The organism is Synechococcus sp. Tobar12-5m-g, from assembly GCF_024345415.1.
Taxonomy (GTDB): domain Bacteria; phylum Cyanobacteriota; class Cyanobacteriia; order PCC-6307; family Cyanobiaceae; genus Regnicoccus.
This window is the reverse complement of sequence record NZ_JAGQBB010000002.1, coordinates 110,586-136,496: the sequence shown is the minus strand read 5'-3', so window position 1 is coordinate 136,496 and position 25,911 is coordinate 110,586. Positions and strand designations below refer to the sequence as shown.

At 67.3% G+C, this 25,911-nt stretch carries 27 protein-coding genes and 1 pseudogene; 12 read left to right on the top strand and 16 right to left on the bottom strand.

Annotated features, from left to right (window positions below):
• Positions 1-26 precede the first annotated feature (26 nt).
• The 3 genes from KBY66_RS02515 (at position 27) to KBY66_RS02505 (ending at position 1,857) form a co-directional block, all read left to right on the top strand.
• A complete protein-coding gene (locus KBY66_RS02515; RefSeq protein WP_255087560.1) occupies positions 27-701 on the top strand; it encodes an SOS response-associated peptidase in 675 nt (224 codons plus the stop codon).
• Positions 702-733: 32 nt separating this feature from the next.
• Positions 734-1,537 carry a potassium channel family protein gene (locus KBY66_RS15670; protein WP_255087559.1) on the top strand — a complete coding sequence of 268 codons (804 nt, stop codon included), beginning with the start codon at positions 734-736 and terminating at the stop codon, positions 1,535-1,537.
• Positions 1,538-1,611: 74 nt separating this feature from the next.
• Positions 1,612-1,857, top strand: a complete 246-nt coding sequence (locus KBY66_RS02505; protein ID WP_255087558.1) for a Nif11-like leader peptide family RiPP precursor — start codon at positions 1,612-1,614, stop codon at positions 1,855-1,857.
• A gap of 27 nt (positions 1,858-1,884) precedes the next feature.
• On the opposite strand, the gene KBY66_RS02500 is transcribed toward KBY66_RS02505, so the two are convergent.
• Together KBY66_RS02500 and KBY66_RS02495 are read right to left on the bottom strand one after the other, a co-directional pair.
• Positions 1,885-2,169, bottom strand: coding sequence for a hypothetical protein (locus tag KBY66_RS02500; RefSeq protein WP_255087557.1), 285 nt, complete (start codon positions 2,167-2,169; stop codon positions 1,885-1,887).
• A gap of 37 nt (positions 2,170-2,206) precedes the next feature.
• Positions 2,207-2,812, bottom strand: coding sequence for a rhomboid family intramembrane serine protease (locus tag KBY66_RS02495; protein WP_255087556.1), 606 nt, complete (start codon positions 2,810-2,812; stop codon positions 2,207-2,209).
• A gap of 84 nt (positions 2,813-2,896) precedes the next feature.
• On the opposite strand from KBY66_RS02495, the gene KBY66_RS02490 reads away from it, so the two are divergent.
• Both KBY66_RS02490 and KBY66_RS02485 read left to right on the top strand, forming a co-directional pair.
• A complete protein-coding gene (locus KBY66_RS02490) occupies positions 2,897-3,376 on the top strand; it encodes a DUF427 domain-containing protein (protein WP_255087555.1) in 480 nt (159 codons plus the stop codon).
• A gap of 389 nt (positions 3,377-3,765) precedes the next feature.
• The gene (locus KBY66_RS02485; RefSeq protein ID WP_255087554.1) at positions 3,766-3,912 is read left to right on the top strand and encodes a hypothetical protein; all 147 of its coding nucleotides are present in this window, start codon (positions 3,766-3,768) and stop codon (positions 3,910-3,912) included.
• A gap of 67 nt (positions 3,913-3,979) precedes the next feature.
• On the opposite strand, the gene KBY66_RS02480 is transcribed toward KBY66_RS02485, so the two are convergent.
• Positions 3,980-4,984 carry a fatty acid desaturase gene (locus tag KBY66_RS02480; RefSeq protein WP_255087553.1) on the bottom strand — a complete coding sequence of 335 codons (1,005 nt, stop codon included), beginning with the start codon at positions 4,982-4,984 and terminating at the stop codon, positions 3,980-3,982.
• A gap of 451 nt (positions 4,985-5,435) precedes the next feature.
• Here KBY66_RS02480 and KBY66_RS02475 point away from each other — a divergent pair, with 451 nt between their 5' ends.
• The gene (locus KBY66_RS02475; RefSeq protein ID WP_315855472.1) at positions 5,436-6,458 is read left to right on the top strand and encodes an AI-2E family transporter; all 1,023 of its coding nucleotides are present in this window, start codon (positions 5,436-5,438) and stop codon (positions 6,456-6,458) included.
• On the opposite strand, the gene KBY66_RS15810 is transcribed toward KBY66_RS02475, so the two are convergent.
• From KBY66_RS15810 to KBY66_RS02435, 7 genes are all read right to left on the bottom strand, one after another.
• Positions 6,446-8,884 carry a DUF427 domain-containing protein gene (locus tag KBY66_RS15810; RefSeq protein ID WP_399224672.1) on the bottom strand — a complete coding sequence of 813 codons (2,439 nt, stop codon included), beginning with the start codon at positions 8,882-8,884 and terminating at the stop codon, positions 6,446-6,448. The genes KBY66_RS02475 and KBY66_RS15810 overlap by 13 nt on opposite strands.
• Before the next feature lie 212 nt (positions 8,885-9,096).
• Positions 9,097-9,396: a HigA family addiction module antitoxin gene (locus KBY66_RS02460; protein ID WP_255087552.1), complete on the bottom strand. Its 300-nt coding sequence runs from the start codon at positions 9,394-9,396 to the stop codon at positions 9,097-9,099.
• A gap of 25 nt (positions 9,397-9,421) precedes the next feature.
• A complete protein-coding gene (locus tag KBY66_RS02455) occupies positions 9,422-9,553 on the bottom strand; it encodes a hypothetical protein (protein ID WP_255087551.1) in 132 nt (43 codons plus the stop codon).
• Between the two features lie 97 nt (positions 9,554-9,650).
• Positions 9,651-9,821 (bottom strand): hypothetical protein, encoded by a 171-nt coding sequence (locus KBY66_RS02450; RefSeq protein ID WP_255087550.1) that lies wholly within the window; start codon positions 9,819-9,821, stop codon positions 9,651-9,653.
• Between the two features lie 22 nt (positions 9,822-9,843).
• Complete coding sequence (locus KBY66_RS02445) at positions 9,844-10,521, bottom strand: TIGR04283 family arsenosugar biosynthesis glycosyltransferase (RefSeq protein ID WP_255087549.1); 678 nt, start codon at positions 10,519-10,521, stop codon at positions 9,844-9,846.
• A gap of 7 nt (positions 10,522-10,528) precedes the next feature.
• Positions 10,529-11,194, bottom strand: coding sequence for an SDR family oxidoreductase (locus KBY66_RS02440; RefSeq protein WP_255087548.1), 666 nt, complete (start codon positions 11,192-11,194; stop codon positions 10,529-10,531).
• 76 nt (positions 11,195-11,270) lie between these two features.
• Positions 11,271-12,899 (bottom strand): Ppx/GppA phosphatase family protein, encoded by a 1,629-nt coding sequence (locus KBY66_RS02435; protein WP_255087547.1) that lies wholly within the window; start codon positions 12,897-12,899, stop codon positions 11,271-11,273.
• A gap of 59 nt (positions 12,900-12,958) precedes the next feature.
• Here KBY66_RS02435 and KBY66_RS02430 point away from each other — a divergent pair, with 59 nt between their 5' ends.
• Together KBY66_RS02430 and KBY66_RS02425 are read left to right on the top strand one after the other, a co-directional pair.
• Positions 12,959-13,849, top strand: coding sequence for a 4-hydroxybenzoate polyprenyltransferase (locus KBY66_RS02430; RefSeq protein ID WP_255087546.1), 891 nt, complete (start codon positions 12,959-12,961; stop codon positions 13,847-13,849).
• Positions 13,849-14,841, top strand: coding sequence for an LD-carboxypeptidase (locus tag KBY66_RS02425; protein WP_255087545.1), 993 nt, complete (start codon positions 13,849-13,851; stop codon positions 14,839-14,841). Before KBY66_RS02430 ends, KBY66_RS02425 begins: the two co-directional genes overlap by 1 nt.
• Before the next feature lie 592 nt (positions 14,842-15,433).
• Here the strand turns inward: KBY66_RS02425 and KBY66_RS15665 are convergent.
• From KBY66_RS15665 to ispD, 5 genes and pseudogenes are all read right to left on the bottom strand, one after another.
• On the bottom strand, positions 15,434-16,501 hold the full coding sequence (locus tag KBY66_RS15665) for a prenyltransferase/squalene oxidase repeat-containing protein (RefSeq protein ID WP_255087543.1): 1,068 nt from the start codon (positions 16,499-16,501) through the stop codon (positions 15,434-15,436).
• Positions 16,502-16,559: 58 nt separating this feature from the next.
• Positions 16,560-18,044: a hypothetical protein gene (locus KBY66_RS02410; RefSeq protein ID WP_255087542.1), complete on the bottom strand. Its 1,485-nt coding sequence runs from the start codon at positions 18,042-18,044 to the stop codon at positions 16,560-16,562.
• Positions 18,045-18,182: 138 nt separating this feature from the next.
• Entirely contained in the window at positions 18,183-19,289 is a 1,107-nt protein-coding gene (locus KBY66_RS02405; protein WP_255087541.1) for a hypothetical protein, read from the bottom strand.
• A gap of 191 nt (positions 19,290-19,480) precedes the next feature.
• Positions 19,481-19,933 (bottom strand): hypothetical protein, encoded by a 453-nt coding sequence (locus tag KBY66_RS02400; RefSeq protein WP_255087540.1) that lies wholly within the window; start codon positions 19,931-19,933, stop codon positions 19,481-19,483.
• 265 nt (positions 19,934-20,198) lie between these two features.
• Positions 20,199-20,873, bottom strand: a pseudogene (gene ispD / locus KBY66_RS02395) (2-C-methyl-D-erythritol 4-phosphate cytidylyltransferase); the annotation flags it as partial.
• 79 nt (positions 20,874-20,952) lie between these two features.
• Here ispD and KBY66_RS02390 point away from each other — a divergent pair.
• The 3 genes from KBY66_RS02390 to fabG all read left to right on the top strand — a co-directional run bounded on the left by KBY66_RS02390 (position 20,953) and on the right by fabG (position 23,837).
• The gene (locus KBY66_RS02390; RefSeq protein WP_255087539.1) at positions 20,953-21,813 is read left to right on the top strand and encodes a glycosyltransferase family 9 protein; all 861 of its coding nucleotides are present in this window, start codon (positions 20,953-20,955) and stop codon (positions 21,811-21,813) included.
• Positions 21,814-21,870: 57 nt separating this feature from the next.
• The gene (locus tag KBY66_RS02385; protein WP_255087538.1) at positions 21,871-23,016 is read left to right on the top strand and encodes a potassium channel family protein; all 1,146 of its coding nucleotides are present in this window, start codon (positions 21,871-21,873) and stop codon (positions 23,014-23,016) included.
• 65 nt (positions 23,017-23,081) lie between these two features.
• The gene (fabG, locus tag KBY66_RS02380) at positions 23,082-23,837 is read left to right on the top strand and encodes a 3-oxoacyl-[acyl-carrier-protein] reductase (protein WP_255087537.1); all 756 of its coding nucleotides are present in this window, start codon (positions 23,082-23,084) and stop codon (positions 23,835-23,837) included.
• 16 nt (positions 23,838-23,853) lie between these two features.
• Here the strand turns inward: fabG and KBY66_RS02375 are convergent, their stop codons facing one another.
• Complete coding sequence (locus tag KBY66_RS02375; RefSeq protein WP_255087536.1) at positions 23,854-24,090, bottom strand: hypothetical protein; 237 nt, start codon at positions 24,088-24,090, stop codon at positions 23,854-23,856.
• A gap of 135 nt (positions 24,091-24,225) precedes the next feature.
• Here KBY66_RS02375 and groL point away from each other — a divergent pair, with 135 nt between their 5' ends.
• Positions 24,226-25,905, top strand: a complete 1,680-nt coding sequence (gene groL, locus KBY66_RS02370) for a chaperonin GroEL (RefSeq protein WP_255087644.1) — start codon at positions 24,226-24,228, stop codon at positions 25,903-25,905.
• Positions 25,906-25,911 lie beyond the last annotated feature (6 nt).

Below are 25,911 nucleotides of genomic sequence, written 5' to 3'. Positions count from 1 at the left end.
AGAACCGAACGTGATCTGCTGATTCCATGTGTGGCCGCTATTCCCTCACCACCGAGCTCGATCGGTTGCTGCCCCGTCTGGGCGGTGCCCTGCCCGCCGGGCTCGCTGCCCATTACGCCCCGGTGGCCCAGGTCAGACCCGGCCAGCCGGTGCTGGCCCTGCGCCAGGAGCACGGCCTGGTCGGCAGCGCCCTGCTGCTGTGGGGCCTGCTGCCGGAGTGGGTCAAGGATCCCCTGGCCGCCCCCCGGCCGATCAACGCCCGCAGCGAAACGGTGGCCCAGAAGGCCTCGTTAAAAGGGGCCTGGCGGCACCGTCGCTGCCTGCTGCCCGCCGACGGCTTCTACGAGTGGAAGGGCCTGCGGGGCGCTCGCAGCAAGCAGCCCTGGTTGATTCGCCGCCGCGACCGGCAACCCTTCTGGCTGGCTGGCCTCTGGGACCGCTGGATCGGACCCGACGGCAGCGAGGTGGAGAGCTGCTGCGTGCTCACCACCGCCCCGAACGCCTTGCTGGCCCCCCTCCACGACCGCATGCCGGTGATCCTTCCCGATGGCCTGGAGGAAGCCTGGCTGGCCCAGGCCGATGGGGCCGGGCTGCGGGCGCGGGAGCCCCTGCTGGCCGGCTGGGACCCCGAGGGCTGGGAGGCGCTGCCGCTCAAGGAGCCCCAGGATGATCGGGCGAGGCAACTGGGCCTGGCGCTCTGACACCCCACACTTCCCGCACCGCACCCTGCCCCGTGGACGCTCCACGCCCTTTCGATCCGTCGCCCCGGGCGCGCATCAGGCGGCGGCACCGCTTCTTCCTGCAGCTCTTCATCGTCTGCGTTCTGCTGCTGAGCAGCTTCACCCTGCCGCTGGGCTGGAACCGCCTCAGCATTCTCGGCCAGATCGTGATGGTCGCGCTGCTGATGGTCCACCTGGGGGCGCCCCGCTCCGTGCCGGGCAGCTCACGGCTGGGGGACCATGTCTTCCGGGCCCTGGGCATCGCGGCCCTGGTCTCCGTGGCGATCTGGGTGCTGACCCCGATCTCGTGGAGCCGGACGGGGGTGCCGATGTTGGCGCTCTGGTCGCTGTTCATGGCCTGGAGCCAGGTGAGGCTGGTGGTTCAGCTGGCCCAGGAGCGGGAGGTGAACGGCCGGGTGCTGATGGGCGCCTTCGCCGGCTATCTGATGCTGGGCCTCACGGCGGGGCTGCTGATGAGCGTCCTGGAAACGGTTCACCCCGGCAGCTTCACCAGCGTCCACCACCAGGGCGGCCAGTTGCTGGTGCCCCATCAGGTCAATGGCGTGCGCGTGCGGGCCCAGCAGGTGTGGGAGCTGGATTTCGTGCGGCTCAACTACTTCGCCTTCGTCAGCCTCACCACCGTCGGCTTCGGCGACATCCTGCCGGTGACGCCGGTGGCCCAGATCAGCAGTGTTAGCTTCAGCGTGATCGGGCCCTTCTATCTGGCGGTGGTGATGGGGGTGATGATCAGCCGCTTCACCATCCAGGAGGCCAACGCCGCCGAGCGGGAGGAGCTCCAAGACGACCGCGAGGCGTAGGGACGCTCAGTGGTCCTGCTTCCCTGACCCCCGCCGGACCCGCTAGGACTGGCTCCATCGCCACCGGAAGATCCATGGGCCTGCCCCAACTCGATGCCTTCCTGCGCCATGCCCGCCAGAGCCCGGCGCTGAAGGCCCAGCTGGCTGAGCCGCTCGATCTTCCCGACTTTCTGCAACTGGCCCGCCTGGAGGGGTTCGAGATCGAGGAGGCGGACGTGCTTCAGGCCCGGGAGCGGGACGAGGCCCAGCGCAGCGCCGCCGAGCTGCAACAGCGCGCCGGTGCCGAGGCCCGCCGCCTGCGCAGCTTCATCCACGGTTGAAGCGGGCCCGTGGTGCGTGCGCATGGCTCAGCGGAGGGTCTGGCCTGAAGGCGGCCAGGCCGGAGCATCCCGCCCGCCCAACTGGGCCAGATGGGCGCTCACCAGCAGCAGCAGGCCGAGCGGCAAGGCCCAGCGCCAGATCCGGGCCGGGCCCGAGCCCAGGCCGAAGCGGGGCAGGCGCCGCCGCACTGGTCCCCTAAGGGACGCACCCTTGCCCAGGGGCAGGGCGCAGTTGCCGCAGACCATGCGTCCGGCCAGGCTCCTGTCCCGGCGCACATTCCAGCTGCCACAGCGGGGGCAGGACATCGTCAAGCGGGGCGGAAGGGACGGACGGGGGCTCTTCGGAGATTCAGGGCCGGCCAGGCCGGTTCGGCTCACGGTAAACAGCGAAGGCCGCCAGCACGCCGCCGGCAAAGCCGGAGGCGTGGCCGATCCAGCTGACGCCGGGCGGCGAGAAGAAGGGCAGCAGGCCCGGCAGAAAGCCGGAGTAGCTGATCAGGCTGAACACCGACAGGGCCAGCACCAGGAGGCGCCGCTCCAGGAAGCCGATCACGAACAGATAGCCCACCAGGGCGAAGACAACCCCGGAGAGGCCGTGGCTGCCGCTAGGCCAGAACAGCCAGACAGGAATCGCCATGGCATAGGCCCCCAGCCACACGGCCAGGTAGTCCATCCGGCTCTTGGCCAGCACCAGCCAGGAGAGGGGAAGAAACCAGAGGCTGTTGCCGATCAGGTGATCGAAGCCGCTGTGGCTGAACGGCGCGGTGAGCACGCCGAGAAATGAACCGCCTGGCAGCATCGGCAGATTCCACTGCCCGGCGAACAGCAGCTGATCGACCAGCTCCTGGCCCCAGGCCAGGGCCAGCGGCACCAGGGGGATCAGGGCGGTCCCCCCCAGCCGGGCGAGGGCCCGGTCAAGGCGGATCGAGAGCCGGTCGGAGCTGGGTGTGGCCATGGTGGAGCCATTGTGGACAACGGTGGTCGTGGAAGTTAGTCGTGGGAGTTGGCGGTGAGTGATGGTGATGAGCGGGTCTGCCCGATGGAACCCGTGCGTGAGGAGCGGGCCGCCGATTACCCCCGCCCGCCCGCCTTGGTGGCCAGCGACGCCCATGTGGTGGTGCGCGCCCTGGGCGAGTTGTTCTGCGACACCCGTCGCGCCTTGCGGGTGCTGGAAACCTTTCACCCCCCCACCTATTACCTGCCGCCCCAGGATGTGCGTTTGGACTTGTTACAGGCGGCGCCGGGGCGGAGTTTCTGCGAATGGAAGGGGCTGGCCCGCTACTTCGACCTGGTGGTGGGGTCGCAACGAATCGAGAAGGCCGTCTGGACCTATCCCGCTCCCACGCCCGCCTATGGCCCCCTGGCCGGCTGGTTTGCCCTGTACCCGGGACGGATGGAGGGGTGCTGGGTGGACGGTGAACGGGTGCGTCCCCAGCAGGGCGGCTTCTACGGGGGCTGGATCACTTCCCGGGTGGTCGGTCCCTTCAAGGGAGATCCCCTCCATCCCGAACTGATCTGAATGGTGGATGTGGAGCAGGAGAGGGGTTAGGGTGGTTGAAATCGGCCGAAGCTCCGCAAGGGGTCGATCTGAATCAGTCAACTTCTCCGTCTACGCAACACACCCGTCCAACGCATCCGCTTCTTCAGCGCAACAGCGCCAAGCCAGCTCAGAAGCGTCAGGCATCAGCAGCTGGGCCTCACCAATCCAGCACCGTCAAGCCCCCATCCCCTGAGCGCAGCGCTTCAGCGTCAGGTTGATCCGAGGATTCCGTCCCCAGGCTTTTTGCCCTCCCACACCGTGGGTGAAGGAGCAAACCGATGGCTTTGACAGGCCCCTCCTGGCTTGCAACCCGGGGGGCACTGCGGGCGGAGATTTTCCCCTTTCCCTAACCCCTAACCCCTGAACCCATGAAAACCAAGAACCGACCTCTCACCCCGATCCGTCCCATCCAGCCGCTGCTCACCCGTCGCCCACACCCGTTGAAGCGGCCCGAGGGCATGGCGATCTGCCCGGATGGTCATCCCACCTGGGCGGAACTTCTGGGCGAGCGTTGAGCTCATACGGCTGAGTTGAGCTCATGGGGCTGAAAGGATCATCTGGATCCAGTGCAAACGCTTGGGCCTAACAGGCCTGGGCTGAGCGCACCTGAGCCACCGACTGGAGCCGGTCGTTGGCGCGATCCCAGAGAATGAACTTGAAGCATTCCGGGATCTGCCGGGCCGTGAGGGTGGTGGCCCTGCTGAGGAGCGAGGCATTGCGCAGGTGGCAAGCTTTGAGGTGATAGTTCGGGATTCGTGAGCAGAGATGGTGGATGTTGTGATATCCGATGTCGGCCGTGAACCAATTCAAAATCTCAGGCAGCCTCAGCAGGCTTGTGCCATCGATCGCCCCGGTCAGCGAACTCCAGCCTTCGGTTCGGTGGGCGTAGGAGCCTTCAAAATTGTGCTGCACAAAGAAGATGCAGATGAACAGAGCCGCCGAGCAGGCCATCACGATCGAGTAAAGAACCCAGAACAGACCAGCTCCGATGAAGTGAGAAAGAACCACCCAACTGCCCACAACGCAGAGATTGTTGAGCAGAAGATCCTGAAACTCCAGGTCGGTATACCAGTACTTCGGTTGGTAGGTTTCGTGAATGCTGGAGAGGCTCAGGCGGGGGTCATTCCACCAACAGCGCACGCCATGGGCGGCATAGTGACAAAGCCCCAACAGAAGCGCGACCCTCGGCTTGATCACCAGATAGAAGAATCCACCGGGAAAGAGCATTAGGGGATGACGCAGAAATTGGTAAAAGCCTTGTTGGAATGAATCCATGGCCAGAAAGGTTTCGGTGCTCACCAGTGCCGAAGGTCCCCGGTAGAGATCCCAGTTTCCATTGTGTTTGTGGTGGAACGCATGGCCGCGTGACCAGGGATATTGAGGAATGCCATTGATCACCCCCAGCAGGAAGCCCACCCCCCGGTTCACTGGCTTGGAGCGGAACAGAGATTGGTGGCCGCAATCGTGCATCAACGAGAAACAACGACCGGAGAACAGCACCATCAACACCAGCAGCGGTGGCGTCAGCCAGGGTGAGAGCCGGGCGGCCTGCACCACCAGGATCCAGAGCAAGGCGTAAGGCGCCACCGTGTTGACGATTTGCCAGGTTGCCCAAAGATCATTGCTTCGGATGTAGGGTGCCAAAATAAAATCGGAACGCTCTGGGGTCCCCCCAGACCCTGGGTCGTCCTCAACCCAAACGATCGGGTCGTCCACGGCTGTTGATTGATCGTGCGCGTTGGTCAAGGGAGGATGGCTGGAGCGAGGGGCTGGAGACTGAGTAGGAAGTTGAACGGTGAACGGAGCGGTTGGCAGGGGAAGGAGAAAGCTTTCCTGCTTGGCAACAATTTTCCCCTATTCTAGCATTTTTGTAGCATTTCTGGGCCAAAAGTCCCCCTTTTGCTCTCCCATTGATCTGAATCTGATGGGAAGATCCCTTTTGGCGCGCCTGGAGGTTCAGGGCTCGCCTGGTGAGTTGAGCGATTTGGGCTGAGTTACGATCCTGCCCTGATCAAGGCCGCAGGCTGGTTGGCTGACCATGATGAATCGAGATGGATCAGGCCTCGGGGCTGCACTGAAAAGCTCCGATCTTGTGCGATTCCTGTTGTTGTTTGCCTGCGGCTGGGCAGGGGTGGTGGTGATTGCTTTTTTCTACAATGTTCTGGCCATGTTCATCATGGCGGCCATCCTGGCTGTGCTGATGGATTATCCGGTTCGCTTCCTGGCCGCGAGGTTGCCACGCTGGCTGGCCATTCTCTTGACCTGCCTTGGGCTTGGACTGGTGCTCGTTGCCTTTGTGACGGTGCTGGGATTTCAGGTGATCAATCAAGGCACCAGTTTGATCACCGATCTACTGGCCAACCTCCGGGACTCGGACTTTCCCTTTCACAGTTACGTGAAACAGCTCAACATCGAGCAGATCATCACGGTGATCCGCAAAAGCCTCGGCACCGGCGTTGGCGTGGTGGGCGGTGCCCTCTCTAATGTGTTCGCTGCCGTGTTCCTGCCGGTGATCACGATCTACATGCTGGCCGATGGCGGCAAGCTCTGGACCTCGGTTCTGGGGCTTGTGCCGGCTGGTTCGCGTCAGCGTTTTGATCGCAGTGTCCAGAGGAATGTGCTTGGTTTTCTGCGCGGACAGATGACCCTGGTGCTGTTCCTGTCGGTGACCAGTTTTGTGGTGTTCGCTTTGCTCGGGGTGAAGTTCTCGTTGGTGCTGGCCCTGGTGGTGGGCGTTCTCGATGCGATCCCTGGCATTGGTGCCACCTTGGGTGTGATCACGGTTGCCAGCCTCGTGTTCCTCACCCAGGGCCCGTGGATGGCCCTGAATGTGGTTGTTGCTTCGATCATTCTGCAGCAGATCCAGGATAATTTTGTCCATCCAAGAGTGATGGGCAAAGCCTTGAACATCAACCCTGTGGTGCTGTTCTTTGCCCTGTTCATCGGTGAGCGGATTGCCGGCTTGCTGGGGGTGTTTCTGGCGATTCCCATCGCTGGAATGATCGTCAGCTGGTCAGCGGAGGAGATTCCTGCTGACCCCATTCCACTTCAGCCCGTCTGAACACCTTTCCAGAAGGCGACCCGCCCCTTGATCTCAGCGGCGGCGTTTTTGGGCTCGGGGTAGAACCAGGCGGCGTTGGCGTTCACCTGATCGCCCACCACCACGTCGTAGTAGTGGGCTTCCCCTTTCCAGCCGCAGACGCTGCGGTGCGCCGAGGGGCGGATGTGGGCAGGGTTCAGGGCGGCGGCGGGGAAGTAGGCGTTGCCTTCCAGCTTGACGATGTCGTCGCTGCTGGCGATCACGGTGTCGTTCCAGCGGGCTTCCATGGCAGGGCAGGGCACAGTGCCATCCATCCTCCGCCCTGGCCGGGCGAGCGGGGGCGCGAGGGCCAGCAGGCTGCGCTGGAACCAGCCCTGGGCTGGCACGGGCCCGAGCAGCCGGATCAGCATCGCCGGCAGGGCGATGGGCTCGAAGGGGGCCTGGCGCCGGGGCCACTCGCCTGGGCCCCGGTAGAGCAGGTGGTGCAGGTCTTCGCGCTGGCGATCGCTGAGATCGGCCCAGCAACAACCGATCCGCAGGCCCCGCCGGCCGCGACGAAGGTGCTGCTGCCGCAGGGGGAGGGCGGCCAGGCCTGCCTCGGGCCAGAGCAGCGCCTCGGGCTTGGTCATGGCGCTGGGATCCGAGCCCAGGCCGGTAGAAGCGAGGGCCAGCTCCACACCCTGCTCGCTGATTGCCAGGATTCGCGCCGCACGGAAGCCAGTGGCCGTGCGCAGCCGCACCGCCGGAGCCCCCAGCGAGAACCAGGGAATGGCGTCGTCCTGGCGGCGGTCGGCGCAGGTGCGGACCGCGATCAGCAGGCTGGCCGTGCCCAGGGCCGCCCAGACGAGACCGAGCGCCTGGCTGCTGGGGCCGAAGGGCCCCGGACGGCTGATCAGCAGGGCCAGGTTGAGCGCCTGCAGGCCCAGCAGCGCCAGCAGGGGAAGCAGCAGCCCCCGGTCGGGGCCGGAGCGGGCCCCGCTGCTGACCGCTTTCGGGGTGACCATGAAGCGTTGCGGTCTGCCGGCGATCGCGCCGAGCACGGTGCCCACCAGCGGCACCAGGAAGATCCAGCGGTACAACTCGGGAAGCAGGGCATTGCGGGCGCCACGGCTGAGCCAGCGCACCAGCAGCAGCTGGCTCAGGTAGAAGGGCAACGCCACCGTCAGCAGCCCGTTGCCCGTCACCAGGATCGGCAGCTCCCCCAGCAGGCCGAAGCCGAGCGGCATCAGCAGCAGCAGCAGCTGGGGCAGCACGTTGAACCAGTGCAGGATGCCCTCCAGGTAGGCGATCCGCTGCAGCGGGTTGAGGCCGGCGATGGTGAGGGGATTGGCGCCGGTGCGCAGGGTCTGCAGGGTGCCGCCGGCCCAGCGGCTGCGCTGGCGGGCCATCGCCGCGATCGACAGCGGCGCCAGGCCGGCGCTGAGCTTGGCATCGAGGTAGAGGTTGCGGTAGCCGGCGGCGGCGAGGCGGATGCCGGTGGCCAGGTCTTCGGAGGGGGTGCCCGTCTCGAAGCCGCCCACCTGCAGCAGGGCGGAGCGGCGCATCACGAAGGAGGTGCCGGCGCAGACCACGGCTCCCACCGCCTGGCGGGTGGGCTCGATCCAGCGGTAGAAGCTCTCCTCGTCGGGCATCAGCCAGCGCTCCAGCCGCAGGTTGCGCATCACAGGATCGGCGTTCATGTAGCTCTGCGGGGTCTGCAGGAAGCCCAGCCGCGGATCGTCGAACAGGCCAACGGTGCGCCTCAGGAACGTGCTGCGGGGCACCACGTCGGCGTCGAACACCACCAGCAGGTCGCCCTCCAGCTGGGGCAGGGCGTGGTTGAGGTTGCCGGCCTTGGCATGCTCCCGGCCGCTGCGGCTGAGGTAGCGGCAGCCCAGGCGGCGGCAGAGTTCGCCCAGCTCCGGCCGGCTGCTGTCGTCGAGCAGCCACACCCGGTGGCGGGGGTAGTTGAGCGCCAGGCAGCCGCGCAGGCAGCGCTCGATCAGCTCGGGCGGCTCGCCGCAGCTCGGCACAAGCACATCAACGGCCGGCACCCGGCGCGGATCCAAGGCGATTCGCCGCGCCAGCTCCTGCTCGGCCGCTGCCGCTTCCTCCTCCACCGGCGCCTGCCGGGCCCAGGTGAGCCAGAGCTGCAGCAGGCCATTGGCCAGCAGGATCAGCTCGGCCGCCAGCATGGCCAGGCTGAGGGCGGTGCCGGTGGCGCTGGTGAGGTTGAGGGTGGAGCCGATTCTCCAGATCAGGTAGCGGGCGCCCAGCAGCGTGATCACCAGCACGGCCGAGCGGCGGGCCGCCAGGGGCAGCGTCTGCTCCGGCTGCCTGGCCAGGCCCCAGGACCAGATCGTGACGGCCAGGGCCGGGGCCCAGGCCGTCCAGGCGGGCAGGCTCGCCATCGGCGACACCAGCAGGGCCGCCAGCAACGGCAGGGCGGCCCAGAGCGCTATCAGCACGGCGGGTCCTGGGCGGGGAGGGAGATCAGGGGATGACTCCTGGCAGGGCGTCCTTGGATGACGACCGCTGGATGGACTACCGCCGGAATGGCGGATCGGATGGGGGGCAGGGAGCCCCGGGTACGGCGGTGAACCTCATCATGGTGGGGATGGGAATGGACTGCTTTTCTGCCGCCAGCCCCCAGCGATCTCGGCTTCAGGCGATGGGGGCTTCAAGCCACGACGGCCTCAAAAGGCCGGATCTGCGCCAACTGCGGGGCGATGGCCCGGCGCTGCAGTTCGAGGTCGTGGGAGGCTTGCGCCCGCAACCAGTAGCCCTCGCTCAGCCCAAAGAAACGGCACAGGCGCAGGTCTGTGTCGGCCGTGATCGCTCGGGTGCCCTTGAGGATCACGCTGATGCGGGTCTGGGGAACGTCAATCCCCTTGGCCAGCCGGTAAGCCGTGATGGCCATGGGATTGAGGAACTCCTCGCGGAGGAGTTCGCCGGGGGTGATGGGGGTGAGGCTGGCCATGGTGCCCTCCTCTGGGGCGGGATATTCAGTGGTAGTCGACGATTTCACCGCCTTCGGGACCGGCATCGCTCCAGATGAAGCAGAGGCGGTTCTCAGGCGGGACGCGGACACCCTCAGCCAGGGCCCGGGTGTCCCCGCAGCGGAACGATCGGATCATGTCTGAATGCTAACGCGTCACGTCAGTATTGCCAGGCCATGGTTTTGAGAGCCGGAAGCCACCCCGCAACTGCTGCTGTGCCGACGCTGGGATGAGCTCAACCGTCCAGGTCAAGGTCGCTCACGAGTTGATCCAGAGGGATGGCGGGCTGCCCGGTTCGGCGGTGGGATTCCAAGGCGGAGGCGCCGAGCAAGGCATCTTCCAAGTCGTCGATGCCTTGCTCGATCAGCTCCCGCAAATCAAAGGCTTTGGTCCGGCCCGTATCCACGGCCAATCGGTGATCGGTCGAGTCATCTGTAGAAGCATGCCAGGGCGGTGCTGGGCACACCGCAGGCGTAGGCGAGCCGCAGGCCCCACATCAGCACGATCGTGCGGCAGGTGCCGTGGCCCCGCCAGCGGCGGCTTGAGGTGCGCACCTTGGCCCGGAGACACACCGGCGCCGCCCGCCGCCGCAGCCGCGCCGAAAGTTCGATGTCCTCCATCAGGGGCTGGTCGGGGAAGCCGCCGACCGCTTTGAAGGTCTCCCGCTTCAGGAAGATCGCCTGGTCGCCGGTGGCGATGCCGCTGAGCCGGGAGCGCAGGTTCATCAGCCGGGACACCAGCCGCAGCCGCCTGCCGCCGCCCTCCAGTTCCACGTCAAAGCGGCCCCAGCAGCGGGGTCCCGTGAGCGCCTGGCGCACCAGATCCAGGGCTCCGGCGGGCAGGCGCGTGTCGGCGTGGAGAAAGATCAGCAGCTCGCCGGTGGCAGCGGCGGCGCCGGCGTTCATCTGGCCGGCCCGGCCCCTCGGCGCCGAGAGCACCGCGAAACCGCCTCCCTCAATCAGGGCCTCCGTGGCGTCGGTGCTGCCACCGTCCACCACGATCAGCTCGGCGCCGCCCTGCCGCAGCTCCCGCCAGTGGGGCAGCAGCGTCCCGACCTCCCGGGCTTCGTTGAGCACGGGGATGATCACACTCACGAGGGCAAGCACCGCTCCGCTACCAGGGCAGCACCGATCCGTTGGCGTGCCAGAAGGTGCCGGAGTTCTCCAGGCTGAGGGCATCGATGCGGGCCAGCAGGCCGTGCACCGAGTCTTCCGGGGAGATCCCCTGGGAGGTGAAGCCGGTCATGGCGGTGCGCACCATGCCGGGGTGGAGGATCGCCACGGCGATGCCGCGCGCCTTGAGGTCGATCGCCAGGGATGTGCCGGCCATGCAGAGGGCCACCTTCGACATGCGGTAGCCGTAGGAGCCGCCCGAGCTGTTGTCGGCGATCGAGCCCATGCGGCTGGTCATCAGGACCAGCTTGGCGCCGGGGGCCAGCTGGCCCAGCAGGGCGCGGCTGAGGTTGAGGGGGGCGATGGCGTTCACCTCGAACTGGCGGCGCAGGCTTTCCGGATCGAGATCCTCCAGGGAGGTGCGCTCGAGGATGCCGGCGTTCTGGATCAGCACATCGATCGGCAGGCCAGCGAGCCGGCCGAGCAGATCGGCGATCGAGGCCCCGCTGGTGACATCCACCCCCGCTTCGATCCGTACCCCCAGATCCCGCAACTTCTGGGAGGGCTCCCGGCAGACCGCCACCACCGCATCGCCCCGGGCCTGCAGTTGGCGACAGTATTCAAGGCCGATGCCGCGGTTGGCTCCCGTGATCAGAACTGTGGCCATGGCAAGACTCGCAGTGCTTGTGGTGGATGGAGCGTGCTCCTAGTTGTGTTTGGGCGGCTCCTGACCAGCCCAGCCCTCACGCACCGGCCTTCAGCTTGGTCCGGGCCGGCTCAGCTGCCACCACCAGCTTCACGCCGCTGGCTTCGGCCAGGGGTTCGGCGCAGGCCTCCAGGCTCCAGCGCTCCAGGCTGAGGTCGAGGCCAGGGGTGGCCGCCTGCAGGCCGATCTTCAGTTGGCCGCCCTTGATGGCGATCTTCATCGCCTGCACCGCCGGCGTGGGGCGGCGGTCGAGGGAGGCGGCCAGCCGCAGCAGCAGCGCCAGGGCGTTCACGGTCTGGCGCTGCTCGCCGGTGGGCACCTGCAGCCAGGCCTCGTGGCGCTTCTTGGGCAGGCTGCGGCGGTGGTAGCGGGCGATCGCCGCCACCATCACCTGCTCGGTTTCGGAGTACCCGAGCAGGTCGCCATGGCGGATCAGGTACCAGCTGTGCTTGTGATAGGCGCTGATGTTGATGTGTTGCCCGCAGGTGTGCAGCATGGCGGCGGCCCAGAGCAGTTGGCGCCCCTCGCCGCGGTCGTGGTGCAGCAGGCCCTGGCAGTGGTCGTAGAGGTCCAGGGCGTGGGCGGCGACCCGCCGGGCCCGGGCCAGGTCGACGCGGAAGCGGCGGGCCAGGTCTTCAACGGTGCGTTGACGCACGTTGCTCTGAAAGCTGAAGCGATCGACGATCAACCCATGGCGCAGCATCCAGTCGACGATCAGGCCCTCCCGCAGGGCCCGGTCGCTGATCACCAGCTCCCGCACCTTGAGCATGGCCATCGCCTGCTGCAGCACCAGGGCACCGGGCACGATGATCTCGGCCCGGCGTTCATTGATTGCCGGGATCGCCCGGCGCTCCTCCAGGGTCATCGCCGCCAGCTGATCCACGATCTGATCGATGCGCTCCCGGCTGACCCGGAATCCCTGCAGCCGCTGCGGCGGCCGGGCCTCCTGGGTGGCCGCCAGGGCCGCCAGGGTGATCGCCGTGCCGCTGGTGGCCACCATCACCGGCACTTCGCCCGGCTTGAGGGCCCGCCGGACCTTGTCGACGGCGGGCTCCAGGGAGCCCTGGATGAAGGCCCGCAGGAAGGCCAGCCGGGCTGGGGGCAGGGGATCCTGATCGACGAAATCGCGCTGCAGCCGCACCGCTCCCACCCGGGTGCTGGTCAGTTCGCGGGCGTCGCGCCCGTCGGCCAGGATCAATTCCGTGGAACCGCCGCCGATGTCGAGGATCAGGTGGGCCTGGTCGCCGAAGGCCATGCCGGAGAGCACACCCAGGTAGATCAGCCGGGCCTCCTCCGGGCCGCTCACCAGGTCCACCTCCAGCCCCAGCCGCTCCTGCACCAGCTGCACGAAGGCCCGGCCGTTGGGCGCCTCCCGCACGGCACTGGTGGCGGCGGTGAGGATCTGCTCCGCGCCATGGCTGTGGGCCAGGTCGCGGTAGCGGCCGAGGGCAAGCAGGGACCGCTCGATCGCCGCCGAGGTGAGCTCGCCGGTTTCGGGATCGCGCTCCCCCAGCCGGGTGTTGGATTTCTCCGCCTGGACCACCCGGAAGCTGCGCAGCTCCGGATCGATGGCTGCGATCAGCAGATGGATCGAATTGGTGCCGATGTCGATCGCGGCCACCTGCCGCAGCGACGACGGATCCAGGGCGGCAGGGGAGGCTGGCATCCGATCGACGGCCCGGCGCAGACGGCGTCACTTTGCCATTGCGTCCCTAACCTGCCGCCATGCACATCCGCGCCGCCCTGTGGGGCTGGATCGAGCTGCTGCGCTGGCCCAAGCCCAGTGGTCGTCTGATTCTGTTGATCCCCGCCGGCTGGGCCCTCTGGCTGCTGCCGGCGGGGCCGCCCGCGCCGGCTCTGGTCGGGCTGATCGCACTCGGCGGCCTCGGCGTCAGCGGCGCCGGCTGCGTGGCCAATGACCTCTGGGACCGCCGCCTCGATCCCCTGGTCGAGCGCACCAGGGATCGCCCCCTGGCCAGCGGCCGGGTCACCGTGGCCAGCGCGATGGTGCTGCTGGTGCTCTGCCTGGGGGTGGCCCTGCTGGTGGTGGCCCTGCTGCCGGCGGCCGGGCGGGGGCTGGCGCTCCTGCTGGCCCTCGCCACCCTGCCGCCGGTGCTGCTCTACCCCTCCGCCAAGCGCTGGTTCCCCTTCCCCCAGCTGGTTCTGGCGGTCTGCTGGGGCTTCGCGGTGCTGATCCCCTGGGCCGCCGCCACAGGACGGCTCTGGGGGGCGGGTGGCGGCGGCTGGCCGCTGCTGCTGGTGTGGTTGTCGACCCTGCTGTGGACCTTCGGCTTCGACACCGTGTACGCCATGGCGGATCGGCGCGATGACGCTGCCCTCGGCCTAAGGAGCAGTGCCCTCAGTCTGGGCCCGGCCGCCCCGGCGGCCGTGGCGATCTGCTACGCCCTGACGGCCCTGTTGCTGGCCGTCGCCGCTGCCTTGCAGGGGGTGGCCTGGCCGTTCTGGCCGCTCTGGGGCCTCGCCGCCGTCGGCATGCAGCGGGAGGCGGTGCTGCTGCGGGGCGATCCCCCCCGCTCCCGTTTCGCCGCCCACTTCCGCCACCAGGTCCAGCTCGGCGGCCTGCTGCTGCTGGCCCTGGTGGCCAGCCGCGGCTGATGCCAGGTTCCCCTTCCCGCGGCCCAGGTCCACGGCTCGCGCCGGTTCTGGCCCCGCCGCCGCCCCTGCGGGCCGGCGAGTCGGTGCGGCTGGTGGCCGCCAGCTCCGCCCTGGGCGACCCCGCCTGCCTCGAGCAGGGGGTGGCGCTTCTGGAAGCCTGGGGGCTGCAGGTGGAGCGACCCTTCGACCCCGCCCGCCGCTGGGGGTACCTGGCCGGCGACGACCGCCAGCGGCGCGCCGACCTGGAGGGCGAAGCGCGGCTGCTGGCCTGCGTGCGGGGGGGCTGGGGCTCGGCCCGGCTGCTGGAGCAGGACCTCCCCGCCAGCGATGGCTGGTTGCTGGGCTTCTCGGATGTCACCTCCCTGCTCTGGGCGCGCCTGGCCCGGGGGATCGGCGGCGGCATCCACGGGCCGATGGTCACCGGCCTCGCCGCCGAACCGGACTGGAGCCGCGAGCGGCTGCGGGCCCTGCTGTTTGGGGAGCCCCTGCCCCCCCTGCAGGGCGAGCCCTGGCGGGGCGGCGTTGCCGAGGGCCCGTTGCTGGTGGCCAACCTGACGGTGGCGACCCACCTGCTGGGCACCCCGTTCCTGCCCCCCCTGGCCGGGGCGGTGCTGGTGTTCGAAGACGTGGGTGAAGCCCCCTACCGGATCGAGCGGCTGCTCACCCACTGGCGGCTCTGCGGGGCCCTGCAGCAGCTGGCCGGCCTCGGCTTCGGCAGCTTCGCCGGCTGCGAGGATCCCGCCGACACCGACACCGACACCGAGTCAGATGCCGACACCGACACCGACATCGGTGAAACCAGCGAACCGCCGGAGCACCGCTTCAGCCTGGAGGAGGTGCTGAGGGAGCGCAGCGCCGACCTGGGCATCCCCGTGGTTGGACGTCTGCCGGTGGGCCATGCCCCCGGCAACGCCGCCCTGCCGCTCGGCAGCCGGGCCCGGCTGGATGGCGCCACCGGCCAGCTCAGCCTGCTGAACTGGTATGGATTTTAGAAATAATCGAAAAAATCTAATGGCTTCCAAGATGGCCGTTACATCACATCCATAACTGTTGGTCGACCGATACTACTGCTGGTTCTCAGGGACAACGAGACTCAGCACAGGCAGACCATTGCCAACTCACGCTCACTGCCGACTACGAGCGCCCTGCGCATGGGCGTCGGTCTGGAGGGGCTTCATGACGAGCTCAGGCCGGGTCGGCCTCGCATCGACAAGGAGGAAAAGGTCTTTGATGGGAGCAACCGGGCTCTGCAGAACAAATCCACTGCAGCCCCACCGGCAAGAGAGTCACGGCTGCGCGGAAGCTTGATGGCTGCTAACTCTCCACTGAACCGTTGTTCTGGGACTGGCTAGCGCAGCGGCCCCGCTTCCTTGCCGACCTACGCATTCTGCCTCAAGCAGCTGGAGCGCTGGTTCGGGATCATCACGGAGCGCACGATTCGGCGGGGAAGCTTCTCCACCGTTCAAGAGTGATCGCAAAGTCGAAGTTTCTCGCCCAACTGGCTTCGACGCCCCCCTCTGAGTTCATCGGAGATGCTGTGTTCTTCGATTCCGATCGGCTTGAACTTGTGCGCCACGCACTACTCTACTGGCTGAGAGCTGAATTCATCCGTGCTTGAGCAAAGGCGATGGCTCGCAGGCAGAAGCCAGTTGTCACGGTCACACTTTTATAAGTAGCGATGGCAAGAGTTCTGCCGGTGGCGCGGCCGATCTCCATTCGGATCCAGGGCGAAGCCTGCCAGCTGCCGTCGGCGAGCTGGCGTGTCACCAGGGCCTCGCATCCACGCCGCATCGCCCCATGGGTAAGGTCAATGTCGGCTTCGCCGAGAGCAAGCAGGCTCAGCGCTGTCTGCAGAGAGCCCGAAGGGCCCACGCTCCAGCAACCATCGGTCTGCTGGCTGGCGAGCAAGAATCTCACGGCCCGTTCTGAGGCAGTGACGCCAAGGCCGGTCTCGCGCAGCAACCTCAGGGCGAGTGCTGTGCCATAGGCCGGACCGACGTACCAGGTGGCCTGCCAGGAGCCGTCTGGCCGCTGCTGATCAAGCAGATAGCGTGCACCCTGGCGTGCCCGCTCAATGTGGCGCTCGGGCGCCCAAAGCCAGAGCGCATGACAGAAGTGCGCGACCACGTCCACGTCTCTGCCGCTGCCCCAGCAATGGCGGATGCCCCAGAGCATGCGTTCGCGGCCGTCATCTTCGGGTGCGACGATCAAGGTTTCGAAGGAACCGTCGGGGTGCGTGCCGGCAATGACCGCATCGACAGCACCTTCGCAAAGGGGGGTCAGCTCAGGGGCAATGCGCACGAACAGCGAGAGCACGGCGGCCAGGCTGTCGGCGTCGGGCGGCAACTCGGGCAGCCCGGGAAAGTAGCTCCAGCCGCCGCGGCGATGGGCCAGCCTGCGTGCGGCCAGCGCGTCGGCCTCGTGCCGTGCGATGGCCTGGAACTCCTGTGCAAAGGACGCTTGAGGCAGCGCGCCGGCAATGTCCAGGAAAAGGTGGGCCAGCGTGGCGCGGGCGAACAGGTCGCCAGACTGCCGCTCGGCCAGGCCCGTGAAGCCAGCACGGTGCAAGAAGTTCATCTCGTGCGCCGCCTCGGCAAAGTGGCCTACGGCCTGCGCTAGCAGGTAGGCCGCCGCGCGCTCGATCGAACGCACGGCGGCGGCCTCGCTCCCTGCGATCACGGCAGGATCCTCCGGGGGCGGCCAGGCCTGCTCAGGTCACCGTGAAGACGTTCGGCAGGGTGTGCTGGCATGTCCCGGCCTTCACCGTCACCGAACGTTGGGTCTTGGTGGCGTTGTTCTCGATGACGAGATCGCACTTCATGGTCTGCTCGTCCACAACCTGGACATTCACCGCATTCACGCCGTTGCCACTGACCACGATGTCGTGCGACGCCGCACTGACGTCAAAGGACGTTCCGGTGACCGTGAAGTTGGGGACCGTGGTGCCCTGGGCGCCGCTGGACGTTGAGACGCCGGTGAGGGTACACACTCCAATCCTAATGGCTCCAGAAAGCTTCTGAGTCGCGGATGCGCCCGGGAAGAGGTAAGTGAAGACCAGGTCGCCGAGGCCCGAGCCGGAGTTGGCCGCCGCGGTGACCTCGAGCACCAGTTGGGTGTCGTTGCTCGCCGGCTTGATGGTCGCGGTCACTCCGGTGAGGTTCGAACCGACCGCAACGACCTGGTCCAGATAGCTGCCGGTCAGGGTGATGGTGTCGGTGGCCGCACCCGAGAAGCAGCGTCGGATGTCGCGCGGCAGCACATTGCTGCTATCGAAGATCAGCGGCGCGGGCAGCGAAGTGGCACACTCCGCCTTGATGACTTCGAACTGCGTCGTCAGAGCAGCACCGGGGTTGCCGGCCGCGCCCTGGCTCGCGGCCAGCGCCACGAAGGAAGTGCCCTTGATGCCCGGCTGGCCGACGCCGCATTCGCTAGTAGCCTTGCCTGGGTTGCCGCCGGGGCCACCATCGCCGCCGCGCCCGCCGGGACCGCCCTTGCCGCCGTAGGACTGGGTGACGAGCGTGATCCGGGACGGGTCGTTGAAGACACCAGTCGATGCCATCAGGGCGGGCAGACTGACGATCACCAGCTGACCCGAGTCCCCGCCTTTGCCGCCGGGGCCACCTTCACCGCCGGCGCCACCCGGGCCGCCTTCGCCGCCGGTGCCGGTGCCGATGTCGCAGCCGCTGCTGGGCCAGCTTTCATCCTCGCCATCGTTGCCCTTCGTGCCCTTGTTGCCTTTGCCCCCGTTCTGGCCCTTGCCGCCATCACCGCCGTCCTGGCCAGCCCAATCGATCACGAGGTTGCCGCCGTTGATCACCTCAACCTGGAGCGCAACGATGACCAGCTTGATCGGCCGCTTCTCTTTCTCTCCACCGATGCGCAGGTCCACTCCGGGTTTGCCGGGATTGCCAGGGATTCCATTCTTGCCGGGCATTCCGTCGTCGTTGCCGCTGGCCGCCGCAGCGGGCGGATTGACGTCCGGGCCGGCGGCGGCGGACTTCAGGCGGAGGTCCCAAGTGATGACGTTGGTGTTGTAACGCGTGCCAGGATCGCCAGGGTTGCAGGGGTTGAGGTTGCCGGGCTTGCCGCCGCCGCTGATCGTCAACTTGCGGCAAATCACGGCATACTCGTCTCTCTCGAGGTTGATGTCGAAGATCAAGCGGCTGGTGCCGGTAAAGACAATTTCGTCAGCCACGAAACAAGGACCAGAAACATGCTGGTTTGGGCCGATGTTGACTGCAGGGGGGCGCGGGTTTGTAAACGCGCTGTTAATCTCGGCTTTACAGAGGGTGCAGACTTCGCTCAGATTTGACATGGAGTTTCCTCTTGTGGATCAGGGCATGACGACTTGATAGGGAGCCCAGGTCTTCAACGGCGCGATCGGTATCCCCTGAGCAATAAGGCTCGCGCAGACATTATCACGGAATTCAAGCAGATTATCTATGCTTATTTTTACGTTACTCGCCAGCAGCGCTCCTGGGCCGGCGAGCATCAGGCTGAGGTCGTCGATGATCTCGGGCGCCAGGCGCTTCAGATCAGGCAGCATGGCTTTCTCAGGCCGCAGAAAGGACCCACTGATGCCTTCCAGGGCCCGCTCATGCACCACCGGCAGCCGAGCCACCGCATAGGCGCAAAAGCGCAGGTGGAAAACCGCTGCAGCGCAGTCACCACGCAAGGCGAGTTCACGGGCCGTGCGAATCCGCCAAGCCAACTCCTGGTGCGACACCCAGTAACGGTACTCAAAGCGCACCCCTTCTCTAATGGAGGCGGGCCAGCATGGTTCGGGGAATCGACTGGACATCAGCGCGTGACAGCGAAGCAGCCGCTCGACCAGCGGCTCGAGTTCGTCGTCCAGGCGCAGCGCCTCAATCCAGCGAAGGCGCAGGCCGGGGTGACCGTTCAATTCCACCCTGTCGAGATGGTCGAACGGCCGTGTGAAGATGTTCGGGCACAACATGTGCAAACCATCCGCGAGCGCGGCCAGACATGCGGCATAAGCCATGTGCAGCCAGAACATCCCCAGCGCTGGGAAGTCCCAGGTGATGCCGATTTCGCGCACAGCCTGGAAGCCGGTGTCGAGAAATACTGAGACACGCCGGCTCTGTATCTCGGGGCGGGCCATATGTTGCGCAATCGCGTCGCACAACGTGGCGATCTCTCGACCCTCGTCCCAAACAACATTTGAGGAGAGCAGCCGGTGCGGCACCCAGCCTCGCGTTGCGGCCTCCTCGGGGTTGACCACCCAGGCCCAGGGTAACCAGGTCAGGTCAGCCAAGACCGGACCGGCACCAGCGGTGACCAGCGACAGGCGTTCGGATCGCATCTCAGCGATGTCGGCTAGCACGACAAAGTCGAGGTCGGATGAGTCGGGGCAGCGCGGATCAACGGCAGGATCACGAATCAGCAGCCCTGCCGCCCGCGAGGCCACCGCTTTGGTCACCTGCAGGATCGAATCTTGAACCCATACGGTCTCCATCCTCCTCACCCCTGTCTGGAGATCTTCCTGAACAAATACTTTGTAAGCCTTGCTCCCTCCACCAGGCACTTTAAGCCTAGGAGTTTGTCTCCTGAACCGCCTCCCAAAACTGAGCACCAGCACTCGCTGAGTCGATGAGCACTGCGGTGGGCAGCTCACTCCCGTTGACCCCAGAGGATCATCGGCTCCCGCACCGGCAGCGGAGGCCTTCCGCCTAAGGCAACCGTCGGCAATCTGCGGAACAGGGGCAACATTTTGATGTTGTCAGTGAGGCACCAAGCCATCCATTGTTCGTTCATCTTCTCCAGCCCGCCTAGGGGAAGGCGCCTGATGCCGAGCCTTTGTTCCTGAGAAACTTGCTTGCGACCCAATCTTCGCCTATTTGCTCTATTGGGGATCGGGGCGCTGGATGGTGGCGGCGGCTGGCCGTGCTTCCTTCGGCCGGAGGGAATGGGGGGATCCACGCCCCGCTCGGCTGCGGACATGGCGTTGTCCTCACCCCAGCAGCCCGCATAGGCAATGAATGCCTGGGGTGCCTGATCTGGGTTGGCGATCGTGTGCTCCAGCACCGGTTCCAGATGCTCCACATCCAGCGGCTGGTTGCTCACGCCGATCCCCACGATCTTCTAGCGGTCTCCATCCAGGGCCGCTTGGCAGTTGTGGGGATGCTGGTTGCCCGTCAGCAAGTCGAAGGGCGAGGGCGGCGTCAAGGTGATCTACCCCGGGGTCGAGGCGCGGAAGGTCTCGGACTTACGCATGTTCATGCCCCATTGTCTCGCCCAGATCCATTGCTTTCAGTGGGTTTTGGGCGGATTTTGGAGAACCTTTGGAGACGTGGTGGGGATCGTCTGGGCACGTCAAGCTCCTGGCGGCGCGCTCGGCCAGAAAGGCCGCCGCCAGGGTCAGATCGAACGGTGTGGTGATCTTGATGTTCGAGGCCGGCGCGGCGATCACCCGCACCGGCCAGCCGAGCCGCTCGAACAGGGCGGCGTCATCGGTGACCGACCAGCCCTGCTGGTGGGCCTGGCCATGGGCCTGGCGCAGCGCCTCCACCGGGAATCCCTGGGGGGTCTGGGCGGCCCAGAGCTCGGAGCGCTCCAGAGTGGCCGCGACCATGGCCTGGCCATCCACCCGCTTGATCGTGTCGCTCACCGGCGTGGCGGCGATCACCGCCTCACCTTGCTCCACCGCCTCGGCGCAGCGGCCGATCAGCTCAGGGGTCACCAGGCACCGGGCGCCGTCATGGACCAGGACGCCGCTGGCGCCAGGCGGCAGGGCGGCCAGCCCCCTGCTCACCGACTCCTGGCGGCTGGCGCCGCCGACGATCCAGCGGACGGGCCGATCCGGGGCGGCGGCCGTGATCAGGGCTTCCACGGCGTCCTGATCGACCGGCTGGCCCACCACGCCGATCCAGCGGATCGACGGGCAGGCCAGGGCCGCCTCCAGGGTCCAGGCCAGCACGGCGCGGCCGGCCAGCGGCAGCAGCAGCTTGTTGCCCTCGCCGCCCATGCGGCGGCCGCTGCCGGCGGCGGCGATCAGCAAATGCACAAGCGACTCCCGTTGAGGCGGCAAAACCGGATCCGATCCATACAATCAGCTCGCGCCACGCCTGCCAGCCGCCGCCCAGATGCGTGTTCTTTTCTTGATTCCCGGCGGCAGCGCAACCCAACTCCAAACCATCCCGGCCGTTGCCGCCGTCGCCGACCAGCTCGGGGCCGAGGTGCAGGTGGCCTGCCCTGCGGAGGCTGCGGCGGTCTGGAAGCTGGTGCCGGCGGTGGAGAAGGTGCTGCCCTTCAGCTTTGCCCCGGGGCTCAGCCTGGCGGAGTGGGCCAACCTGCTCGGCGCCGTTCGCGAGCCCGACTTTCAGTTGTCGATCAACCTGGCCTCCGGCTGGCCGCTCGATCTGCTGCTCTCGCTCACCCACATCCCCACCCGGATCGCCCGCACCGGCTTCTCTGCCACCATCCGGCTCACCGCCGAAGCCACCGCTTCCCCGGGTGCTGGCTGGCCCAACCAGGCGTTGCAGGCCTGGTTGAGCCCGATCGAGGTGCCGCTCGATGCCGCCGCCTTCCGGCTCGGCCTGGCCCAGGCGGATCTTGCCGCCGCCGCCGCTGCGCTGCCCTCCGGCAGCGGCCCCGTGCTGCTGCTGGCACCCGCCGCGGCAGCCAGCACCGGCGCCGACTGGCCCGCCGCCCACTGGCAGGCCCTGCCGGCGGCGATCCGGGCCCGCCTCGCCGATCTGCGGGTGATCAGCGCCAGCGGCGGCAGCCCGGTTCAGCAGGCCGCCCAGGTGGCCGCCGCCGATGTGGTGCTCAGCAGTGATCCCGTGGTCACCGAGCTGGCCCTGCTGACGGGCACCCCCCTGGTGGCCCTGGGTCGCAGCGGCGACAGCCTGCCGCTCCGTGAGGGGGTACAAGGTATCGGCTCCGCCGACTCCCTCGATCGGCTCAGCGTCGCGGCGGTGATGCAGGCCCTGGGGCTTGCATAGGCGGCACCTGCATCCACGGCACCTCCATCAGCGCCAATTCCCCAACGGCTCCGCTGGATGCCCCCCTCCAACCCCACCCCCCTGCTGCTGCGCTTTCGCCGCCGCCCTCCGTCTGCCCGGAACCCGAAGCCGTGGAAAACCCCGCTGCTCTCCCTCGTCTTCGTGGTGAACGCGGCGGCGGCGGGTTACCGCCTCACCGAAGGCTGGGACTGGGGCGACTGCTACTGGATGGTGCTGATCATTCTCAGCACCCTGGGCTGGAGTGACGGCACCACCCAGACCCTCTCCGCCGCTGGCCGCTTCGTTACCACCTTCGCGCTCGTGGGGGGGCTGGTGGTGGTGCAGGTCACCATCCAGAGCCTGCTCGGGCTCAGCGAATCCGGCTACTTCCGCCGGATGCGCGAGAACAGTTTCCGCCGCTTTCTCATGACCATGGAAAACCATGTGATTCTCTGTGGCTATGGCCGCATCGGCCGCGAAATCGCACAACAGCTCACCAGCGAAGGGGTTCCCCTGCTGGTGATCGAAATGGATCAGGTCCAAAAGGAAGCGGCCGAAGACCGCGGCATCACGGTGTTGCAATCCGATGCCACCCTCGATGAAACCCTCCTGGAGGCGGGGATTCTCCGCTGCCGCAGCCTGGTGGCGGCCCTGCCCAGCAACGCGGCCAATCTCTATGTGGTGCTCAGTGCCCGGGGCATCGCCCCCAAGTGTCGCCTGATCGCCCGCTGCGACAGCGACGAAGCAGAGCGCAAACTCTTGCAGGCCGGCGCCAACCAGGTGGTGAGCCCCTACGTGGCCGGTGGACGCACGATGGCCGCAACGGCCCTCCGGCCCCTGGCGGTGCGGTTCATGGACCTGCTCTCCAGCTCCGAATGCGAGGTGGAGGAGTTCCAGCTCAGCGAAGACGGATCCCTGCTCGGCGACCTCGATGGCCGCAGCCTGGCCGAGCTGGAACTGGGACGCCGCTCCGGGGCCATGGTGCTGGCGATCCGCACCCCGGCCCCGAAGGTGAGCAATCCCTACAGCTACCGCGGCACCACCTATCACCAGGAGGAGGCGCGCCTGATCGCCAACCCTGGCGGCGAGATTCGGCTGGCCCCCGGGCAGATGCTGGTGGTGATGGGCAGCCAGGAGCAGCTGCGCAGCTTCACGTCCATCCTCGGTCGGGCCCTGGTGGGCATCGAGACCATGCAGGACTGAGTTCCCCGCTCAGCCACCCCGGAAGCGACGGCATACGATCGCTGGGGCCAAGCGCTCCGTCCCCGATGCCCGCCGCCGCCACCCCCCTAGCCGGTCAGACCGCCCTGGTCACCGGGGCCAGCCGGGGCATCGGCCGGGCGATCGCCCTGGCCCTGGCGGCGGAGGGGGCTGAGCTGGTGGTGAACTACGCCCGCTCTGCCAGCGCCGCCGAGGCCGTGGTGGCCGAGATCGTGGCGGCGGGAGGCCGGGCCTACGCCCTGGCGGCCGATGTGGCCAAGGAAGCGGCGGTGGACGGCCTGATCCAGGCGGTGCTGGAGCGCAGCGGCCGCCTCGACGTGCTGGTCAACAACGCCGGCATCACCCGCGATGGGCTGCTGCTGCGCATGAAGACCGCCGACTGGCAGGCGGTCATCGATCTGAACCTCACCGGCGTGTTCTTCTGCACCCGTGCCGTGAGCCGCCCCATGCTCAAGGCCCGCCGTGGCCGCATCATCAACATCACCTCGGTGGTGGGCCTGACGGGCAACCCCGGCCAGGCGAACTACAGCGCCGCCAAGGCCGGCGTGGTCGGTTTCACCCGCTCCACAGCTGCCGAATTCGCCAGCCGCGGCATCACCGTGAACGCGGTGGCTCCTGGCTTCATCGCCACCGACATGACCGAGGGCCTCGATCCGGAGCCGATCCTCAAGGCGATTCCCGTGGGGCGGCTCGGCCAGCCCGAGGAGGTGGCCGGCGCCGTGCGGTTCCTGGCCGCCGATCCCGCCGCCGCCTACATCACCGGCCAGGTGCTCCAGGTGGATGGCGGCATGCTGATGGCCTGAAGCTCTCCGGCAACGCTCAGCCCTCGATCGGCTGGCCCAACTCTTCCCGCAGGCGGCGGATACGCTGCAGGAGCTTGAGTCGGCGGCTGCGGGCCGTCAGGGTCAGGAACAGCCGGATCGGCACGTACACCACCGCCATCGCCAGGCCCAGGCCGGTGATGATCACGAAGGCCATCACGCTGGGGCCAGCCGCCGGATCGGCGGCCACATCGCCTAAGGCGCCGGCCAGGTTGGGGGTGATCAACTCCTCCATGCCTAGACCCTATCGAGGCCAAGGGCCCGATTCGGCTTTCCCCACCCCCGATCCGCTGACAGCCTCCACGCTGCCGTGGGAGCCTGGGATCTTCCCTTTTCTGGGCACTCCCATGGCGTGCCCCCTCTCCACCCGATGGCCAAACTGATCTGCTTCTCGGATGCATCCCGCGCCGCCCTGGAGCGCGGGGTGAATGCCCTCGCCGATGCGGTGAAGGTCACGATCGGTCCGCGGGGCCGGAATGTGGTGCTGGAGAAGAAGTTCGGCGCCCCGGACATCGTCAACGACGGCGTGACGATCGCCAAGGAGATCGAACTGGAGGATCCCTTCGAGAACCTCGGCGCCAAGCTGATCCAGCAGGTGGCCTCCAAAACCAAGGACAAGGCCGGGGATGGCACCACCACCGCCACCCTCCTCGCCCAGGCGCTGGTCCAGGAGGGCCTCCGCAACGTGGCTGCCGGCGCCAATCCAGTTGGGTTGCGACGCGGCATGGAGGCCGCCACCGCCGAGGTGGTGGCCGGCATCGCCCGGCTGTCCCAGGCGGTGGCTGGTGAGGCGATCCGCCAGGTGGCCACCGTCAGTGCCGGCGGCGATGAGCTGGTCGGCCAGATGGTTGCCGACGCCATGGACAAGGTGACCACCGACGGGGTGATCACCGTCGAGGAGTCCCGCTCCCTGGCCACGGAGCTTGAAATCACCGAGGGCATGGCCTTCGATCGGGGCTATTCCTCCCCCTATTTCGTCACCGACGCCGACCGCCAGGTCTGTGACTTCGAGAACGCCCTGTTGCTGGTCACCGACCGCAAGATCGGCGCCATCGCCGACCTCATCCCCGTGCTGGAGATGGTGTCGAAGGCGGGGGCGCCCCTGGTGATCCTGGCCGAAGAGGTGGAGGGCGAGGCCCTTGCCACCCTGGTGGTGAACAAGAACCGCGGGGTGCTGCAGGTGGCGGCCGTGCGGGCCCCCGCCTTCGGCGAGCGTCGCAAGGCCGCCCTGCAGGACATCGCCATCCTCACCGGCGCCACCTTGATCAGCGAAGACCGGGCGATGACCCTTGAGAAGCTCACCCTGGCCGACCTGGGCAGGGTGCGCCGGATCACGATCAGCAAGGACAGCACCACGATCGTCGGCAACGAAGACCACCGCGACGCCGTGGTGGAGAGGGTCGCCTCGATCAAGCGGGAGCTGGAGGCCACCGAGTCGGAGTACGACCGCGAAAAGCTCAATGAGCGGATCGCCAAGCTGGCCGGCGGCGTGGCCGTGATCAAGGTCGGGGCTCCCACCGAAACCGAACTTCGGCACCGCAAGCTCCGCATCGAGGATGCCCTCAACGCCACCCGCGCGGCGGTGGAGGAGGGCATCGTGCCGGGGGGTGGCAGCACCCTGCTGCAGCTGGCCTCTGACCTCGACGGCCTGATCGCACGGCTGACGGGGGATCAACGCACCGGCGCCCAGATCGTGCAGCGCTCGCTCTCGGCTCCTTTGCGCCAGATCGCCGACAACGCCGGCGCCAATGGCGTGGTGGTGGTGGCCGAAGCGCTTCGCAGCGGCAAGGGTTACAACGCCCTCACCGGCGACTACGAAGACCTGATCTCCGCCGGCATCCTCGATGCCGCCAAGGTGGTGCGGCTGGCCCTCCAGGATGCGGTGTCGATCGCCGCCCTGTTGATCACCACCGAAGTGGTGATCACCGACAAGCCCGAACCCGAAGCGCCGCCAGCCCCTGGTGGCATGGGCGGGATGGGAGGAATGGGGGGTATGGGCGGTATGGGAATGCCCGGAATGGGTGGGATGGGCATGCCGGGGATGATGTGAGCGGCC